Source organism: Alkalihalobacillus trypoxylicola (assembly GCF_001590785.1).
GTDB lineage: Bacteria > Bacillota > Bacilli > Bacillales > Bacillaceae_D > Alkalihalobacillus > Alkalihalobacillus trypoxylicola.
In genome coordinates this window covers 237,119-252,568 of sequence record NZ_LTAO01000001.1, presented here as the reverse complement: position 1 = coordinate 252,568, position 15,450 = coordinate 237,119, and the positions used below count along the sequence as shown (strand labels likewise).

Genomic DNA, 15,450 nt, shown 5'->3' with positions numbered 1-15,450 from the left:
GACTAATGTAGACTGGACGGTGGAGGTATTAGAATCATGCAAGAAACACCTATGATGAAGCAATATTTAGAAATTAAGGCACAATACAAAGATGCCTTTTTATTTTTTCGTTTAGGCGACTTTTATGAATTATTTTATGAGGATGCTGAAAAAGCAGTTCAAGAGCTAGAAATTACATTAACAGGTCGAGGAAAAGGTGAGCATCGAATTCCTATGTGTGGGGTTCCTCATCATTCTGCCGAGCAATATTTTGCTAAATTAATAGAACGAGGTTTTAAAATTGCTATTTGTGAACAGGTGGAGGACCCAGCAACGGCCAAAGGTGTCGTTAAACGAGAGGTTGTTCGAGTATTAACCCCAGGAACCATTGTGGAAAGTCAATTAATTCAAGAAAAGGAAAATAATTTTTTAACCTCTTTAACGGATTTTGGTGATGGAACGGTTGGTTTTATTCGATCTGATTTATCAACAGGTGAAAATGAAGTCACTTTATTGACAGATGATGTACAAGAGTGGTTACAAGAAATCTCGAATTCTCATTCGAAGGAATTGGTTATTTCAACAGACTTCAAAGAGGAGCAACTGGAGAAAATAAAAGAAATGACCGATGTAACGATTTCTTATGAAGATCAGATTGAGGAAATAGAAGAGTATAAGCATCTAGTAATCAACTTAGAGCAAATAAAGCTACAAAAAACATTCTGGCGGATGTGTCATTATTTTAAGCGCACACAAAAGCGCTCACTTGACCATCTTCAGCCTATTGTCTATTATCCTGCTAACTCTTATTTGAAAATTGATCGACATTCTAAAAGAAATCTAGAATTAATTGAATCTTTACGAGATAAAAAAAAGCAAGGCTCACTTCTAGCCGTAGTGGATCAAACGGTCACATCGATGGGAGGGAGAATGCTAAAAAAATGGATAGAACAACCATTAATAAAAGAAAAAAGGATTATCGAACGCCACCAGATTGTCGATCAGATGCTGAATTCTTATTTCGAGAGAGAGGAATTGCGTGATGAATTGAAGCAGGTCTATGACCTAGAACGTTTGGTTGGGCGTATAGCTTACGGAAATGTGAATGCTAGAGAGCTAATTCAATTAAAACGCTCGCTTAAGAAAATTCCTTTGATTAAACAATTATTAGAGAAAATGAACCCATCTTATGTAAAGAGATGGTTTAGTGAGAATCAAAGCTATCATGAGTTAATAGAGTTATTAGAAGCAAGTATAATCGAAGACCCTCCTATATCAATAAAAGAGGGCGGTTTAATAAAAGACGGATTTCATGAAGAGTTAGATCGGTATAAGGACGCCTCAGCTAATGGCAAGAGATGGATTGCACAGTTAGAACAGCAAGAGCGCCAAATCACAGGGATAAAATCTCTAAAGGTCGGCTTTAATAAAGTTTTTGGTTACTATATAGAGGTTACGAGAGCTAACACTCACTTATTACCTGAAGGTAGATATGAACGTAAGCAAACCTTAACGAATGCAGAGCGCTATATTACACCAGAGCTCAAAGAAAAAGAAGCGCTTATTTTAAATGCAGAAGATAAAATGGAGCAGCTAGAATATGAGTTGTTTGTTGACATACGTCAAACAGCAAAAGAATATGTATCATCGATTCAGACTTTAGCAAAAGCGATAAGTGAAGTGGATGTATTGGCAGGATTTGCGGCAGTTGCAGAAAAAAATCGCTATGTACAACCATCCTTCTCCCAAAACCAAACGGTCAAAATTGTAGCTGGTAGGCATCCTGTAGTCGAGACCGTCATTCCAAAGGGAGATTATGTCGCAAATGACGTGTTTATGGAGCAAGGACGGGAAATGCTTTTAATTACGGGACCAAATATGGCGGGTAAAAGTACATATATGAGACAGCTAGCATTAACGGTTGTTTTAGCGCAGATTGGTTCGTTTGTTCCAGCAGAATCGGTCGAGTTGCCCGTCTTCGATCAAATATTTACAAGAATCGGAGCGGCTGACGACCTTGCAAGTGGACAAAGTACTTTTATGGTTGAAATGCTAGAAACACAATATGCATTAACGAAAGCAACGCAAAACAGTTTAATTCTATTAGATGAAATTGGAAGAGGAACCTCAACGTATGATGGAATAGCTTTGGCACAGGCAATTATCGAATATATTCATGAAGAGATTAAAGCTAAAACGTTATTTTCTACTCACTATCATGAATTGACAGACTTAGAGAATTCTCTTCGTCATTTAAAAAATGTTCATGTTTCAGCTACTGAGGATGATGGGCTTGTTGTGTTTTTACATAAAGTCATAGATGGACAAGCTGACAGAAGCTATGGAATATATGTTGCTGAATTAGCCCAAATGCCTTCAACTGTCACAAAAAGAGCTGAAAAGCTTCTTGAGGAATTGGAGCAGGGGCAACCGCTTGACACGAAAAAGGATGATCGTGAGCATAAAGAGCTGGTGGTTCATGAGGCAATGGATGAGCCAACACAATTATCTCTATTCCCAGTCAATCCAGAATCATCCGGACAAAAGCAAGGCATATCGAAGTCAGAAAAAGAGCTATTAAAAATGATTAAAGAGGTTGATGTCCTTCATTTAACACCATTTGAAGCCATTCAGAAGGTATACGAATGGCAAAAATGTCTAAAGTCATAGGGAGGATTACGAATGGGCAAAATAAAACAACTTGATGATCGTCTATCTAATAAAATAGCGGCAGGAGAAGTTGTCGAAAGGCCAGCTTCAATTGTGAAAGAGCTAGTTGAGAATGCTATTGATGCAAAAAGCACCCATATTTTAATTGAAATAGAAGAAGGAGGCCTTCGTTCGATTCGGATCGTTGATAACGGAGAAGGCATGGATAAAGAAGATGTTCAAACAGCCTTTTTAAGGCATGCTACGAGTAAGATTGCCACCGACCATGATTTATTTCATATTAGAACATTAGGGTTTCGTGGGGAAGCATTGCCTAGTATTGCCTCAGTTTCTCATTTGACGATAAAAACAGGCACTGGAAGTGGAGTAGGAACGGAGCTAACACTAGAAGGTGGAAGAATTATAGAATCAAAAGCAGCAGCGACCCGAAAGGGAACAGAAATCTTTATTAGTCAATTATTCTATAATACACCTGCAAGACTCAAATATTTAAAAACCGTCTCGACCGAAACAGGCAATATTAGTGACATTGTTAATCGTTTAGCTCTTGCTCATCCACACATATCCTTTGAGTGTTATCATGAAAACAAGCTACTTTTAAAAACGTCTGGAAATGGAGATCGACAGCAGGTTATGGCCGCTATATATGGTCGAAATGTTGCAACTCATTTGTTAGAAATAAATGGAGAAACCTTGGATTATCATCTAATAGGGTATGTGAGTAAGCCAGAAATAACACGAGCATCTAGGCAATATGTATCACTTATTGTAAATGGTCGCTATATAAAAAATTACGCCTTAACAAAAGCCATTCAACAGGCCTATCACACGTTATTACCTATCGGTCGCTTTCCGATTGTCGTCTTAGTTATAGAAATGGACCCTTTACTAGTAGATGTCAATGTTCACCCTGCTAAGCTAGAAGTAAGATTGAGTAAAGAAGCGGAGCTTAGTCATTTAATAACAGACAGCATAAAAAAAGTTTTTCAAAAGCAAACTCTTATTCCAGAAGCCACTTTGCCGAAAAAGAAGGTTGCCTCAAGTGAGCAAATGTCGCTCCAATTTGAATCCTACTCTGAAACGGCTGTTAAGGAGGAAAATGAGCGGTTAAGTAATGTACGAGAAGTAGCAAAAGCAGTTGAACATAAGCGATCATCACTTCCAAAACAACCACGAAAAGCTGATGAAGACCCGTTAAAAGAAGAGAGTGCAAATCATGAATGGAAAGAAGACCATTCACATACAGCAGAAGAAGTTACATTTTATAATGAAAGTTTAAATAACAATGTGATAGATTCTAGTCATAAAGAAAAAATTGAAAGTGACGACCGCGACCAGGGTGAAGGTTCTATTCCTAATTCTCGTGTACCTACTCTTTATCCAGTAGGACAGGTCCATGGAACCTATATCATTGCTCAAAATGACCAAGGAATGTATTTGATTGATCAGCACGCGGCGCAGGAGCGTATTAAATACGAGTATTATAGGGAGAAAGTTAAAGTAGTCGATTCGAGTGTACAGGAACTACTCGTCCCGATTACGATTGAGTGCACCAATCAAGAAAAAGCCATTATAACAGACAATCTTCAAAAGCTTGAAACGGTTGGAATATTTGTTGAAGATTTTGGAATGAATTCTTTTATCGTTCGCTCCCACCCTACTTGGTTTCCTAAAGGGTTAGAAGAGGAAACGGTTAGAGAATTAATCGATCAGCTTTTTCAAAATCAAAGGTTAGACATAGGGGCTTTTCGGGAGGAAGCAGCTATTCTCATGTCCTGTAAAGCGGCCATTAAGGCGAATCGCCATTTGAGACAGGATGAGTTATTCTCTCTTTTAGAAACTTTAAGAACCTGTGATGATCCTTTTACATGTCCTCATGGGCGTCCTATTTTCATTCATTTTTCAACGCATGAACTAGAGAAAATGTTTAAAAGAGTCATGTAAATGGAGGGAGTTTTCACACTTGCACGTAACAACGGTTAGAAAGAATAGTCAAAAGCTAGAACCGTTAGCTAAGGAAATAGCCAATGCTTTTGAAAGTCCATATATCGAAAGAAAAAGTGAGTCATTGCAGTCGCTGGTTGATAGGTTGAAGGATGATATTTTGGTGGTAGGGAAAAATAAACATACTTACTATCCACAAGGAAGTAATCAGCCATTTTTTTATCATCCTAATTCTGCTCTCATTAGAATAAAGCAAATTGAGAATAATCAGCGTGAGCCATTGAAGGAAATGACTGGATTACAAAAGGGAATGAGCTTTTTAGATTGTACATTAGGTCTAGCTGCAGATAGCTTAGTCGCTCAATACTTAGTCGGACATGAAGGAAAAGTGGTAGGTGTTGAAGCGAATGAAATGATTGCTTTTATCGTGAAGCAAGGGCTTCAAACATGGAATGATGCTCGCTCTGATCTTTTAGAGTTAATGAAAAATATTAAGGTTCATCACGAACATCATCTTTCTTTTTTAAAAAAGCAGCCAAGCCGTTCCTTCGACATTGTCTATTTTGATCCTATGTTTGAACAGAGTATAGATGAGTCGACGGGAATTAAAGGATTAAAAGAAATAGCATTATATGAGGATTTGCTAATAGAATCGTTTCAAGAAGCACAACGAGTTGCGAAACACCGTATTGTTTTAAAGGACCATTGGAAAAGTAGTAGATTTGAAAGGTTTGGGCTAAAGGTTGTGAAACGCCAGCATGCAGCCTTTCATTATGGTTACTATGATATAAATGAGGATATGCTAGAAAAAAACCGTCTTTAGGATGTTTGGAAGTAATAAAATAGGGAGAAGATGATGAAAGAGAATTTAATTGCAATTGTTGGACCTACTGGAGTTGGAAAGACTGCTTTAAGTATTTCGTTAGCTCAGAAATACAATGGAGAAGTGATTAGTGGAGATTCTATGCAGGTGTATCGAGGGATGGATATCGGAACGGCTAAGGTGACAGAGGAAGAAAAAAAAGGAATTCCTCATCATTTAATAGATTTTAAAAATCCCGATGAAGATTTTTCTGTAGCAGAATTTCAAGATCGTACTCTCCCTTTAATTTCAAATTTGAACGAGAAGGGTAAAATGCCCATCTTAACAGGCGGAACAGGCTTATATGTAAATGCCATTATCAACCGTTATCAATTTCAAGAAAAAGAAGAAGACAGTTCCTATCGGAAAAAGCTAGAGGAATGGGCTTTATCAGCAGGAAAAGAGGCTCTATATCAAAAGCTTTTAGCCGTTGATCCAGATGCGAAACATGTTATTCATCCTAATAATCAAAGAAGAGTAATTCGTGCTTTAGAGGTTTTTCATGTAACAGGGATTCCTTTTACAAAGCAACAAATCAATCATCCAAATGATGAATTTTATCATTTAGCCTTAATCGGGTTAACGATGCCACGAGAGCAGCTTTATAGCCGAATTAATGATAGGGTCGATAAGATGTTAGAGGATGGTTTATTAAACGAAGTGGAATCGCTTTACAAGCAGGGGCTAAAAGGTGTACAATCCGTTCAAGCCATCGGTTATAAAGAGCTTTTTGAATATATGGATGGAGACGTTAGCTTGGAGAAGGCGATTGAAAATCTAAAGCAAAATTCTAGACGATATGCGAAAAGACAATTTACATGGTTCAAAAATAAAACGAATACAACATGGTTCGATATGTCTGATGGAATCACTCCAAAAGTTTTTCAACAAATCTCAGACTTTATAGAAGGAAAAATAAAGAATATATCGAAATAAAAAGATAGCTAATTAGAGGGGGACAGACGAATGAAACAATCCATTAATATCCAAGACCAATTTTTAAACCAATTAAGAAAAGATAATATCTCTGTAACAGTTTTCCTACTAAACGGGTTTCAATTGCGTGGCTTTGTAAAAGGCTTTGATAATTTTACTATTATCCTTGAAACAGATGGGAAGCAACAATTGGTTTATAAACACGCTATATCAACCTTCGCACCGCAAAGAAATGTTCAGTTGAAAAATGAAGGAACCGAGTAAAATAGAGCATGTTTAATAAAGAAAGCCCAAATAATGGGCTTTTTTTATTTTATATCTTTGTTTGAAGCTCTTTCGTTTCGTTTGAAGTTACGTTTTCTAGTGTTAGCGTATAGCGTCTGAAAGAAAGAGAAGATTTAAATCCTAGCTTTTGGTAGTTAAGTAATGATAGCTCTCCGATCAAAAGAGAATGTAAGATAAAACGATTCCTTAAATGCTGTGCAGATATACCCCTTCTTAGCATAGCTCTTTTAGCTTCTACTCTAATCATTTTTTGGATAGCAATATTAGTTAAGTTCTTTGGACGATCGTCCTCATAGGACCAACGATAGGTTTTTCTTTGAAAATCAAACGCGACAAAAAAGGGATCTTCGCCATGATAGCGTGGTCGAACAGCTTCCGGTATATTTTGATAATAACGAAAGGCCAATTGTTGATCAGAAGCTGTTAGAGAAATACTTCTATACTCACCATTCCGATAAACATAAATTTCCCCTTTTTCAAACCGCATGTCCTTCATTTTCAGCTGTACGACCTCTTGTAAGGTTAATCCATAGCGTAAAAAGAGAAGGACTATTATTTCATTTCTAGCTTTTAATAAAGGTCTAACCCCTATTTGTGCTTCTGATAAATCATAGTCATTTTTAATCGTAAATAATAATTGATCGGCTTCTTTTTTGGATACCCATTCTGAGGCTGATAAAGGTATTTCTATTGAATCAGGAGGTTCGATAACGATAAATGGATGGGAAAGATTTTTTTCTGAGCAAGTATAGACTGCAAGCTGTCTAAGCGCAGAATGAATTCTTCGTATCGTAACGACCTTATACTGCTTTTCTTGTATTAAAAAATCGAGAAATGCTTTACCTGCCTTTATCGAAAGAGAATTCCAGGAATGAGTTAATTCTTGCTTTGGATATTGTACGTTTAACCAAGAAAAAAAATCTTGATAATCATATTGATAACGTTTTATGGTTGATTTCTTTCGACCTTTTACATATAAATGATCTAAAAAGTTATTTGCGATTTCTGGAAGCTCATTCATTTTGTCACCTCACTTAGTGATGAGTGATAATGGTTAACCGTAATCATCGGAACCATTTCATATAAATATTACTCGATTATAATGATATCCTATCACTTTTTAGCATCTTTTTTTAGGCATTTGTCACAATTTAATCATTTCAGCGTAGAATTAAAAATAAGGGTAAGTGATGGAAGGGTGAGCAGCATGAGTAACCCCATAAACACTAAAAGGAACGGACGAATTAATGTCGTATTAAACCAAACGAGGGTAGAAAAAGACTCCAAGACTCTTGTTTATTATTCAGAGCAAGATAAAGAAAAGCATGAAGTATTAAAAAAATTCGAAGAAAAGATGAATCAATATGTCGGGCTGAAAGATGTAAAAAGGCTCATTAATGAAATTTATGCATGGCTCTACGTTAATCGCTGTCGAGAAGAGAATGGTTTAAAGGTATCCAAGCAAGTGCTCCACATGATTTTTAAAGGAAATCCAGGCACAGGAAAGACGACCGTAGCTAGGCTTATTGCAGAATTTTTCCATGATATGAACGTTTTAGAAAAAGGTCACTTGCTAGAAGTGGAACGAGCTGACTTAGTTGGAGAATACATTGGCCATACGGCTCAGAAAACGAGAGAAGTCATTAAAAAGGCTCAAGGTGGTGTGTTATTCGTTGATGAAGCTTATTCTTTAGCTCGTGGTGGAGAAAAAGACTTTGGTAAAGAGGCCATTGATACGATGGTAAAGGCTATGGAGGATCAGCAGCATGATTTTGTGCTCATTTTAGCCGGTTATTCGAAGGAAATGGATTATTTTATGTCCTTGAATCCAGGTCTACCATCGAGATTTCCGATTTCAATGGAATTTCCGAATTATTCATTAGAAGAGTTAATTGATATCTTAATGGCGATGGCCAGTGAGAGAGAATATAAATTAAGTCAGGAAGCAACACGTCATTTAAGAGAGCACATAAAGATTATACGATTTGAGCAGGAGCGCTCATTCAGTAATGGAAGGTATATTAGAAATTTAGTAGAAGAAGCCATTCGTAAGCAAGCAGTTCGCCTGTTAAGAGGTGGGCTATTTGAGCGCAAACATTTAGAAACACTTGAAGCAGATGATTTTAATTTTCAAGCGTCTCGAGTTAATACACAATAAAAAGAATCGTAGTTGTCGTGACGGTGGAGTCAAACGTTTCTTTAATTGACTTATTAAATCGAAATAAGAAATGGTGTGTAATGTGATGGATGGTTACACATACAAAGAATAGGAGAGGGACAATACTCACGAATGAATGATTCCACACATTTTAGCTCCCAGCCTGTTCGCTCTCCCAAGACACTTCGCGTCCTGTGGGGTGCCGCCGAACTAACTTTTTTTAAAGTGGATTTCGGCATGGCCACTACTTCCCACTGGAGTCTCCGTGTCTTGTGTCCGCTAGCTTAAGTCTGTCGTATGGAATCTACCCGTTCAAAAGAACCTCCTTTTTAATATAAGGAGGTTGCATGGTTCGTTATTGTTGTTTGCAACATTCCACATTATTTCAAGTTTCTCTAATGTGATGTTTTAAAGCAGATTTTCTCCCTGCTTGTTCTATCCTAAAGTTTTCTATTTGGTCATGTTGAAGTCTACTCCCAAAGGAAGTGCCTATAGTCGTTCTTTTACTCTGTTAGCTTAATTATTGTGAGGTTACATATCTTTCTTTGAAAATGGGGCTCAGTTCACTCCATACATCAAACTTATTTTGATCCAAATCATAAAAAACAAAATTTTTCCCAGAGTGTCCTCTTTTTTCAATGTCTCCAACTATTACTTCATTCTCAATAAAATCTTTATGAACGGCTCCCAGAGCATCTATCCCATTCACTTCAAAAGTTAAAGATAAACGTTCTTCTCCATAAATATCTATGAAATTAGAACTTTGGTGGCATTTGATTTAACTAAAAAATACTTTGGTTCGCAAGGTTTAAAATCGCTTTGTTTTCATCTTTATAATTTAACTCCGCACCAATTTTAATTACGTACCAATCAGATGAGTTTTCTACGTTCGTTACTGGAATATAAGTAGTGCCAATTCTCCATAATTTTTCACTCAAATTAAAAACTACTCCCATTTTTTGATCATTAGACTATTCTCTTTTTTGGATACTTCTCCTTCTAATCTTCTATTGTTTATTTGTTAATTCTGATTTCTTTCAAAGACTTCTTCTTGAGCGATTAGGTGTTTGATTTTCACTTTAGGTAGATGCTTTCCCAAGGGCTTGTTTTCAGCTAACTCTGACTACGCAGAGCGTCGTAGAGTGGATCTTCAGACTGCTCTGATCTTTTGGGAGTCACTACCTACCGTTTCAATCAACAAGAAAATTCAAAAACATTTAAGGATATTTTATAATAGACGTTCAATTTTATTTACTTGAATCAATTTCATAATTCATATTTTATAGTGAAAACGGAGCGATTAGGTTTTTGATTTTCACTTTAGGTAGATGCTTTCCCAAGGGCTTGTATTCAGCAAACTCCGACTACGCAAAGCGTCGTAGAGTGGATTTTCAAACTGTGCTGATCCTTTGGGAGTCACTACATGCGTTACAATTTACGAAAATCGTCTTTATTAAAGAGTCTTATTTTATAATCCAACTTTTAGGTTGTCACATCTATTTAAGAGCCTACGTTTTCCCCCTATCAATTTCGACAATATTCAACGTCGTGCTATAATGACAAAGTAGACTTTTAAGTAAGATAGAAAAGGAAGATTATGATGGATAATACGCAAAATGAGACGTTTGAAGCATTTTTAGAAAGGGTAGAAAAAAAGATAGAAGCCATACATAAAGAAAAAGATAAAATCGCTTTTAAAAATCAAGGAAAAGTGATTGAAGCCTTTCGACAGCATCAGGTTTCAGATTTTCATTTTACACCATCGACCGGCTATGGCTATGATGATGTAGGAAGAGAAACGTTAGAAGAAATTTATGCAGATGTGTTTGGTGGAGAAGCCGCACTTGTAAGACCACAAATCATATCAGGTACTCATGCAATTGCCACCTGCTTATTCGGTGTGTTACGTCCTGGAGATGAATTGATTTACATAACAGGTAAGCCTTATGATACGTTAGAAGAGATTGTTGGAATACGTGGTAATGGACATGGCTCATTAAAGGAATTTCAAATAGATTATCGAGCGATTCCACTTCAAAACGATTGGATTGATGAGGGAAAAATTAAAGAAGCGATTTCAGAGAAAACGAAAATGATTGGCATTCAACGTTCAAGAGGCTATGATAATCGTCCATCTTTTACAATCGAGCAAATTAAAAGGATGATTGAATTTATTAAGAGCATCAATGAAGATATTATCATTTTTGTTGATAATTGCTATGGTGAATTTGTAGAGGAGTTTGAACCGTGTCATGTTGGAGCTGATTTGATGGCAGGCTCTTTAATAAAAAACCCTGGCGGTGGAATCGTTAAAACTGGAGGGTATATCGTGGGTAAGCAACGACTCATAGAGCTCGCTTCTTATCGTTTAGCTGCTCCTGGGATTGGCAAGGAAGGAGGAGCGACACTATATAGCTTACAGGAAATGTATCAAGGTTTCTTTTTAGCCCCCCATGTTGTCGCTCAAGCTTTAAAGGGAGCCATCTTTACAGCAGCTTGCTTAGAGGAAAGGGGTCTTGAATCCTCACCGAAGTGGAGTGATCCCCGCACGGATTTAATTCAATCGGTTTCTTTTCCTTCAGCGGATGAGATGATTCAATTTTGCCAATCTATTCAATTGAATTCTCCTATTAATAGTCATGTTACACCTTATCCGAGCTCCATGCCTGGCTATGAAAGTGAAGTGATTATGGCAGCTGGTACATTTATCCAAGGTGCAAGCATTGAATTGACGGCTGATGGTCCAATTCGCCCTCCGTATACAGCGTATGTACAAGGTGGTCTCACGTATGAGCACGTAAAATATGCGATAATAGAAGCGCTTAAAACATTAGATTCCTTAAAAAAGTAATCCATGTCAAGAATGCTCACATTAGTTGACATTGAATCTTACATCTAGTAGTCTAATAGTAGGTTTAAGCGGAGGTGACGTGATGAGAATAGAGGATCGTCGTAATACGCCATTGTTTCCAATCGGGATTGTAATCCAACTAACCGAGCTGACAGCGAGACAAATCCGTTATTATGAAGAGCATCAATTAGTGAAGCCGGTTCGAACAAAAGGAAACCAAAGGTTGTTTACTTTTAATGATGTTGACCGTTTGTTAGAAATTAAGGATTTATTAGAAAAAGGCTTTAATTTATCTGCAATTAAGCATTATCTAGAAGAGCAAGAAAAAACTAAAGAGACTTTAAAAGAGCGAACAGTGAAGAAAGAATTATCACAGCGAGAGTTAAGAAAACGATTAAAGTCAGAGATTATGCAAGCAGGGAAAAATGGAAAAGCGTCCTTAATCCAAGGAGAATTATCTAGATTCTATCCACAACATAAAAGGTGATAAATAGGTTCCAAAGGTAAAGGAATACTATATCCATATAAAATGATTTTGAGAGGGGAAAAACAACAAATGGCGAAGTTTACAAAAGAAGATATTCTAAAAATTGCAGAAGAAAACAATGTTCGTTTTATACGTTTGCAGTTTTCTGATTTATTAGGAACCATTAAGAATGTAGAAATTCCCGTTGACCAATTAACAAAAGCTCTTGACAACAAAATGATGTTTGATGGTTCTTCTATCGAAGGATTTGTTCGAATTGAAGAGTCAGATATGTATTTATATCCTGATTTGGATACATGGGTTATTTTCCCTTGGACACCTGAAAAAGGACGAGTTGCTCGTTTAATTTGTGATATTTATATGCCAGGAAAGCCAGGAGAGCAGCCTACTCCATTCGAGGGCGACCCTCGAGGAATTTTAAAGAGAGTATTAAAGCAAGCTGAAGAACTAGGCTTCACAGCCTTTAATATTGGACCAGAGCCAGAATTCTTCCTATTTAAAAATGATGAAAAAGGCGAGCCAACTTTAGAGCTTAATGATAAAGGTGGTTACTTTGACCTTGCTCCGACAGATTTAGGAGAAAACTGTCGTCGTGATATCGTTCTAGAATTAGAGGATATGGGCTTTGATATCGAAGCTTCTCACCACGAGGTAGCTCTTGGTCAGCACGAAATTGATTTTAAATATGCAGATGCAATCACAGCGTGTGATAACATTCAAACGTTTAAATTAGTCGTAAAAACGATTGCTCGTAAGCATGGATTGCATGCAACCTTCATGCCAAAACCATTATTTGGTGTAAACGGCTCAGGAATGCACTGTAACATGTCACTATTCACAAAAGAAGGAAATGTGTTCTTTGATGAGAGCACTGAGTCTCAATTGAGTGAAACAGCGATGCAGTTCTTAGCTGGTATTTTGAAGCATGCAGAAGCTTTTACAGCAATTACGAATCCAATCGTAAACTCTTATAAGCGTTTAGTACCAGGTTATGAAGCGCCTGTATACGTGGCTTGGTCTATGCGTAATAGAAGTCCACTAGTACGTATTCCATCTTCTAGAGGAGTAAGTACTCGTATTGAAGTACGTAGCCCAGATCCAGCAGCTAATCCATATTTAGCAATGGCAGCTATGCTTGCAGCAGGACTTGATGGAGTGAAAAAGAAACTATCTCCACCTGAAGCAACAGACCGTAATATTTATATTATGAGCAAAGAAGAGCGCGTAGAAGAAGGCATCGATGACCTTCCAGCTACATTAAAAGAAGCAATCGACGCTCTATTAAAAGATGAAGTACTAGTCGAAGCACTAGGTGAGCACGCAGTAGAACACTTCGTCGAAGCAAAAGAAATCGAATGGGATATGTTCCGCACGCAAGTACACCCTTGGGAACGTGACCAATACCTACAAAACTATTAATGACCCGAAACCCTTGACACATATAGTGTTAAGGGTTTTTGTTGCACTTTAATTAAGTGAAGAAACTAAGGGTGATTCTGGGTGCACCCAGAATACACCCAGAAAGCTTAATCATTCCAAAAAAGTCACAAAGCTTCTGTAGCATATGTAGCGTGGACAGTTTAATATCAATTAGAACAGTAGCTTTGCAACTCAAAATGAAGCAATAACTAATTTTAAATTTTGGAATGTCAATTTTATCTACGTATAATGGAGTTAGTATAATTTGTGTATGTTTGACAGAGGCCATGTCATAACATTCTTTCAGTACGTAACTAATTGATTGAAGGGATGATGCAGTTGTTTAATCAAATGGAAGTAAAATCATTTCTGCAGAAAAAAAAATTTACTTATCTTTCTATTGAAGAGGATTATAATGCCGCAGCTGCTATGCTTCGTGAAAGGATGAAATTTTCAGGTGGTAAACTCATAACAGATATTTTTGGATATATTGAGGTTAGATATCAGAATATAATCTTTTTAACAGAAATTTATTCGGATGATCTTGATTACCTTTGGCCTAATTATTTAAAATTGATAGAGGCGTTTATTTTACGAGGAGAAGCTTCGATTTCATTCTCAAATTCTCAAGCTTTACTATCTATTAAACAGGTTCATAATCAATTGTATTTTCAAGTGCACAATAAAAAAATAGTTTTACCTAGTAGAGAATTTTTAATAACAATGTTAACAGGTTCTAAGCGTTTTTTTCAATTTTTAATAGATGTTACAGGAAATACAAATATGAAGTTACAATTAGATAAAGCCCACAGTTAGAAGAAAAAATAAGAGATAAATATTACAAATAAGCCCCTAAAAGGACTTATTTTTTTTAGTTATAAGTGTTTGCTAGATTTCTAATAACCTAATTTATATAAAGCTATATTCTTTCTAATGATTGAAGTTTCACTACATCAATCCACATGAATTCTTCTCCTATACTTAATTTAAATCTATTAAGTAGATGATCAATAGAGTCTACTATTCCCAAAATTTCTTTAAAGAAACCATCTGCCCAATACGTCACTTTTACTTCCAAAGAGTTCTTTAAGCTATCATAAGCAATTAAGCCAAGTTCATATAGTTCTTGTTCATTTAATAAAGATTTTGGCATTTTTTGATCCTCTTGCTTTAAATTCTGTAATTCGATGACATGTTCAGGCAAGATAAAGCTAGTTTTCCAAAGTTTATTCCTTCGTCTTAAATGGACTGCGTCTGTCATTTAATCAACTCCCTATATATAGTATATGCGAACATAGGTTCCTACATCAACTTATTTAAAGAATGTTTGTTCGCAAAAATAAAAGAACTCGGGTATTCATGAATTGTATTAGAAATGAGAGACTGTGAGATTAACGGAGTAAATATCAAATGAAGAGCAAATTACCTTGAAACTATTTCCATTTTTTAAGATAATTATGGTAACATTTTCTTGAAATGGGATCGTACTAATTGTATGTTGAGTTTAATGGTATTAGGAACATTCGGATATAAATTAATAAATGGAGCGTATAATGAGAGCATTAAAAGAACAGATGGTGACGTATAAAATATGGGTATAAGAAGTTATTTCTTTAAAAGGAGATAGATTATGATTAAGAGATATCCTATTTGGTTTTGGATTACCTTTTTAATTGTGTTAATAACTGAAGTATTGTTTTTTGTATTTGGTAGTACCTTTTATCATATTAGGGATTATGTAATTAGGGTATACATCATTACTTTTGCAATACATCCTATATATATAGCAATATTTCTCTTTTTCTTTTGGAAAAAAGGGATGACAGGCTACAAAAAATTATATAAGTAAAAAGTCACGC

The 15,450-nt window shown here is 36.2% G+C and carries 13 protein-coding genes and 1 pseudogene; 11 read left to right on the top strand and 3 right to left on the bottom strand.

The window, feature by feature from the left end:
- Positions 1-33: 33 nt before the first annotated feature.
- From mutS to hfq, 5 genes are read left to right on the top strand one after another with little or no spacing between them, the layout of a single operon-like run.
- The gene (mutS, locus tag AZF04_RS01195; RefSeq protein WP_061947228.1) at positions 34-2,649 is read left to right on the top strand and encodes a DNA mismatch repair protein MutS; all 2,616 of its coding nucleotides are present in this window, start codon (positions 34-36) and stop codon (positions 2,647-2,649) included.
- A 12-nt stretch (positions 2,650-2,661) separates the two neighbouring features.
- Positions 2,662-4,593: a DNA mismatch repair endonuclease MutL gene (mutL, locus tag AZF04_RS01190; RefSeq protein WP_061947227.1), complete on the top strand. Its 1,932-nt coding sequence runs from the start codon at positions 2,662-2,664 to the stop codon at positions 4,591-4,593.
- A 19-nt stretch (positions 4,594-4,612) separates the two neighbouring features.
- Positions 4,613-5,416: a class I SAM-dependent methyltransferase gene (locus AZF04_RS01185; protein WP_061947226.1), complete on the top strand. Its 804-nt coding sequence runs from the start codon at positions 4,613-4,615 to the stop codon at positions 5,414-5,416.
- A 33-nt stretch (positions 5,417-5,449) separates the two neighbouring features.
- Positions 5,450-6,391: a tRNA (adenosine(37)-N6)-dimethylallyltransferase MiaA gene (gene miaA, locus AZF04_RS01180; RefSeq protein ID WP_061947225.1), complete on the top strand. Its 942-nt coding sequence runs from the start codon at positions 5,450-5,452 to the stop codon at positions 6,389-6,391.
- Between the two features lie 30 nt (positions 6,392-6,421).
- Positions 6,422-6,655 carry an RNA chaperone Hfq gene (hfq, locus tag AZF04_RS01175; RefSeq protein ID WP_045479119.1) on the top strand — a complete coding sequence of 78 codons (234 nt, stop codon included), beginning with the start codon at positions 6,422-6,424 and terminating at the stop codon, positions 6,653-6,655.
- A 49-nt stretch (positions 6,656-6,704) separates the two neighbouring features.
- Here the strand turns inward: hfq and AZF04_RS01170 are convergent, their stop codons facing one another.
- On the bottom strand, positions 6,705-7,697 hold the full coding sequence (locus AZF04_RS01170) for a tyrosine-type recombinase/integrase (protein WP_061947224.1): 993 nt from the start codon (positions 7,695-7,697) through the stop codon (positions 6,705-6,707).
- A 186-nt stretch (positions 7,698-7,883) separates the two neighbouring features.
- Here AZF04_RS01170 and spoVK point away from each other — a divergent pair, with 186 nt between their 5' ends.
- Complete coding sequence (gene spoVK / locus AZF04_RS01165; RefSeq protein ID WP_061947223.1) at positions 7,884-8,834, top strand: stage V sporulation protein K; 951 nt, start codon at positions 7,884-7,886, stop codon at positions 8,832-8,834.
- 520 nt (positions 8,835-9,354) lie between these two features.
- Here spoVK and AZF04_RS01160 read toward each other — a convergent pair.
- Positions 9,355-9,772 (bottom strand): annotated as a pseudogene (locus tag AZF04_RS01160) (VOC family protein).
- A 662-nt stretch (positions 9,773-10,434) separates the two neighbouring features.
- Between AZF04_RS01160 and AZF04_RS01155 the strand changes: the two are divergent.
- The 4 genes from AZF04_RS01155 (at position 10,435) to AZF04_RS01140 (ending at position 14,407) form a co-directional block, all read left to right on the top strand.
- Complete coding sequence (locus AZF04_RS01155; RefSeq protein ID WP_153017186.1) at positions 10,435-11,685, top strand: methionine gamma-lyase family protein; 1,251 nt, start codon at positions 10,435-10,437, stop codon at positions 11,683-11,685.
- 82 nt (positions 11,686-11,767) lie between these two features.
- Positions 11,768-12,172 (top strand): MerR family transcriptional regulator, encoded by a 405-nt coding sequence (locus AZF04_RS01150; RefSeq protein ID WP_045479108.1) that lies wholly within the window; start codon positions 11,768-11,770, stop codon positions 12,170-12,172.
- Positions 12,173-12,241: 69 nt separating this feature from the next.
- Positions 12,242-13,591, top strand: coding sequence for a type I glutamate--ammonia ligase (glnA, locus tag AZF04_RS01145; protein WP_061947221.1), 1,350 nt, complete (start codon positions 12,242-12,244; stop codon positions 13,589-13,591).
- A 339-nt stretch (positions 13,592-13,930) separates the two neighbouring features.
- A complete protein-coding gene (locus AZF04_RS01140; RefSeq protein WP_061947220.1) occupies positions 13,931-14,407 on the top strand; it encodes a hypothetical protein in 477 nt (158 codons plus the stop codon).
- A 103-nt stretch (positions 14,408-14,510) separates the two neighbouring features.
- Here AZF04_RS01140 and AZF04_RS01135 read toward each other — a convergent pair whose 3' ends face one another.
- Positions 14,511-14,852, bottom strand: a complete 342-nt coding sequence (locus AZF04_RS01135; RefSeq protein ID WP_061947219.1) for a YolD-like family protein — start codon at positions 14,850-14,852, stop codon at positions 14,511-14,513.
- Between the two features lie 369 nt (positions 14,853-15,221).
- On the opposite strand from AZF04_RS01135, the gene AZF04_RS01130 reads away from it, so the two are divergent.
- The gene (locus AZF04_RS01130) at positions 15,222-15,440 is read left to right on the top strand and encodes a hypothetical protein (protein WP_061947218.1); all 219 of its coding nucleotides are present in this window, start codon (positions 15,222-15,224) and stop codon (positions 15,438-15,440) included.
- Positions 15,441-15,450 lie beyond the last annotated feature (10 nt).

What these genes read in the sequence shown, in the direction of transcription:
- AZF04_RS01170 (WP_061947224.1), bottom strand. Translation starts at nt 7,697, where the DNA reads ATGAATGAGCTTCCAGAAATCGCAAATAACTTTTTAGATCATTTATAT.
- AZF04_RS01150 (WP_045479108.1), top strand. Translation starts at nt 11,768, where the DNA reads ATGAGAATAGAGGATCGTCGTAATACGCCATTGTTTCCAATCGGGATT.
- miaA (WP_061947225.1), top strand. Translation starts at nt 5,450, where the DNA reads ATGAAAGAGAATTTAATTGCAATTGTTGGACCTACTGGAGTTGGAAAG.
- mutL (WP_061947227.1), top strand. Translation starts at nt 2,662, where the DNA reads ATGGGCAAAATAAAACAACTTGATGATCGTCTATCTAATAAAATAGCG.
- spoVK (WP_061947223.1), top strand. Translation starts at nt 7,884, where the DNA reads ATGAGTAACCCCATAAACACTAAAAGGAACGGACGAATTAATGTCGTA.
- AZF04_RS01135 (WP_061947219.1), bottom strand. Translation starts at nt 14,852, where the DNA reads ATGACAGACGCAGTCCATTTAAGACGAAGGAATAAACTTTGGAAAACT.
- AZF04_RS01130 (WP_061947218.1), top strand. Translation starts at nt 15,222, where the DNA reads ATGATTAAGAGATATCCTATTTGGTTTTGGATTACCTTTTTAATTGTG.
- AZF04_RS01155 (WP_153017186.1), top strand. Translation starts at nt 10,435, where the DNA reads ATGGATAATACGCAAAATGAGACGTTTGAAGCATTTTTAGAAAGGGTA.
- glnA (WP_061947221.1), top strand. Translation starts at nt 12,242, where the DNA reads ATGGCGAAGTTTACAAAAGAAGATATTCTAAAAATTGCAGAAGAAAAC.
- hfq (WP_045479119.1), top strand. Translation starts at nt 6,422, where the DNA reads ATGAAACAATCCATTAATATCCAAGACCAATTTTTAAACCAATTAAGA.